The organism is Cedecea sp., from assembly GCF_036500665.1.
Lineage (GTDB): Bacteria > Pseudomonadota > Gammaproteobacteria > Enterobacterales > Enterobacteriaceae > Cedecea.
This window is the reverse complement of record NZ_DASYBS010000173.1, coordinates 1-2,646: the sequence shown is the minus strand read 5'-3', so window position 1 is coordinate 2,646 and position 2,646 is coordinate 1. Positions and strand designations below refer to the sequence as shown.

Below are 2,646 nucleotides of genomic sequence, written 5' to 3'. Positions count from 1 at the left end.
GTGCCGGAAAATGACGATGCTTTTCGGGAACGCATTCAACTTTCGTGGGCCCGGCTGAACACCGCAGGGGCGCGAAACGCCTACCGGTTTCACGCTAAATCGGCGGACACAGATGTACTGGATGCGGATGCCTACGGGCCTGAAACCCACAGTCGGCCGGGCGAGGTGGATGTGTACGTGCTTTCCCGTACGGGAGATGGCATCGCACCACAAGCCCTGCTGGAGAAGGTGGCCCGCACGCTGAGCGCCGATGAAGTGCGTCCCTTAACGGATTATGTCAGTGTAAAAAGTGCCGTGAATATTCCTTACACCGTGACTGCCGAGCTGGAAATCCCGGATGGCCCTGACGCGCAGACCGTGCTGCAGAATGCGACAGACGTCGTTACGGCGTACACAGTCCTCTCGCATCGCATCAGGATGCTGGTGTCACTGGATGCGTTTTATGCGGCGCTCCGACAGGCCGGAGTAGTCAGAGTACGACTGAGCAGTCCGGGAGCGGATCTTGAGGCTGAGGCGGGAAAAGCCCCGCTGTGTACGGCGATAAACATCACCCGCAAGGGAGCGGCGAATGGCTGATAAATTTCGCTCTCTCCTTCCTCCTGGTGATAACCCCCGGGAGCGTGCGCTGGAACGGGCAGGAACTGAACAAATCCTGTCGCTGGATACGGGCATGGTGAGTGCGGTGAAAAATCCCGATACCTGCCCGGTTCATCTTCTTCCGTGGCTTGCCTGGGAGTTTGCGGTGGATTTCTGGGACGACAGCTGGAGTGAGGCGCAAAAGCGGCGGGTGATACAGGATGCGGCTTACGTTCATCAGCACCGGGGAACAGCAGGTGCCGTCCGCCGTTCGCTGGGCGCTGTCGGGCTGCCGACCACGGTCGTTGAGTGGTGGGAAGAGATGCCGCGAAAAGATCCCTACACATTTCGAATTGAAGTTTACAGCCAGCAGGAAATCGATGCAGCGCTTTACGGGCGCATTCGTCAGCAGGTTAATAAGGCTAAAAATCTGCGGAGTTATCTCAGCAGCATCGACGTGGTCGCTGACCTGGGGGCGGCCGGAACGTATTACACAGGTGGCGCGGTGACCGCTTACATCGATGTCGTGATAAAAAGTGGAGAGTAGTGTGGCAGAAAAATATTATTCCATCCTGACGAACAGGGGCAAAGAACTTGAGGCTGAAGCTATAGCGAGTGGCATTGCCGTCATTATTCAGGATTTTGTGATTGGGGATGGCAACGGGCAGGTGGTAACCCCGGACCCGCAAGGCACCACGCTGGTGAATGAAGTCTACCGGGGAACCATCTCAGACCTCTCAGTTTCTCCTGAACAGTCGAATCAGTTTATAGCCCATCTGGTGATCCCTGCGACCACAGGCGGATTCACCGCGCGTGAGGCCGGGCTGCTGACGGATAAAGGCGAGCTTTACTCCGTCGCAAACCTTGCTGCTATAGAGAAGCCTGAAAGCGGCATAAATGTGAACCTGCAGTACCGCCTTGCCGTGTCTGAAACCGCAGATATTGAGCTAAAGGTGGCTACGGGAGATGGCCTGTTTCTTCGTCAGGATGCAAATCTGGGGGATGTGAAAGACAACGTTGCCGCACGCAGGAACATCGGCCTGGGGGATATTGCGACGCATGACGCCAGGGAATTTGTGCCGGTCACGGGCGGTGATGTGGCCTGGCTCGATAATGCGGATCACTATGCAACAAAAGAGGGAGCGTGGCCCGGCGGTGGTGCCTTTCAGGGCCAGCTGGCTGACCGGCGAGCCCTGTTTTATTCCGCCGGTTACAGCGCCGGCGGGAACGTGTATCTGCCCATGACCAAAGCGACCGTGCAGACGTCGGGGACCGGGTATCAGGCTGCCATCAGCTACGGGGTGCTGGTCTCCGGAAAAAATGATTTTCCTTCCGGCTGTATTCATATTCTCGATGACCAGGGGCGCGACCATATCTGGATGTTTAACCCCAACGATAATTCATTTACCGCGAACGGCTCCATTCGCGCAGGCGCCAGCGTGTATGCCGGCGGGGCGATTTTCGAACCGGGCGGTAATATCAATGGCGAAATCTGGGGTGGCTGGCTGAGCACATGGCTCGCTAATCAATTTACCGCGCGGGATAACAACATCAATACCCGTGCCACATGGGACTGGGCAAATGGTCAGCTTGCCGCACGGGACAACAATATTAACACCCGCGCCACATGGGACTGGGTGAATCAGCGCATTGGCGAAGTACAGAGCTGGACGTCGCAGAACTTTGTTTCCAGTGTGCAGCTGGGCGCGGTGATTTCCACCTGGTGGCCTGCCGCGGGCGGTGACGCGCCTGCGGGTTACGTGCTGACAGGTGGGGATTTTAATGAAGACCAGTCTTATGTTCGCTACAAACCCGTTCAGTTCTGGACGCGTGGCGGGTGGGTTAATGCGCAGGGGTAATGATGCAGAATATTAAAAATTTCAGGGTAAAACAGCCCACTAAACACGACACTGAAAAGTACGGTGATGCCACTGCCGGTATACGTTTTTTCGAATCAGAAGACGGGCAGGACTGGTATGAATGCCAGTCTTTGTTTGCGGATAACACGATAAAAATCATGTACGACAGCGAGAATGTGATTCGCTCCGTCATCGATAAGCCGGTGCCGGA

At 56.1% G+C, this 2,646-nt stretch carries 3 protein-coding genes and 1 pseudogene; all 4 read left to right on the top strand.

The annotated features are described in order from the left end of the window. Positions 1–576, top strand: a 576-nt coding sequence (locus tag VGM55_RS26340) for a baseplate assembly protein (protein ID WP_331637214.1), incomplete at its 5' end; no start/stop codon positions are given. Beyond that, positions 569–1,123, top strand: coding sequence for a phage tail protein I (locus VGM55_RS26335; RefSeq protein ID WP_331637213.1), 555 nt, complete (start codon positions 569–571; stop codon positions 1,121–1,123). The genes VGM55_RS26340 and VGM55_RS26335, both read left to right, overlap by 8 nt. A 1-nt stretch (position 1,124) precedes the next feature. Then, positions 1,125–2,435, top strand: a complete 1,311-nt coding sequence (locus tag VGM55_RS26330) for a phage tail protein (RefSeq protein ID WP_331637212.1) — start codon at positions 1,125–1,127, stop codon at positions 2,433–2,435. After that, a pseudogene (locus tag VGM55_RS26325) lies at positions 2,435–2,646 on the top strand (tail fiber assembly protein); the annotation flags it as partial. The gene VGM55_RS26330 and the pseudogene VGM55_RS26325, both read left to right, overlap by 1 nt.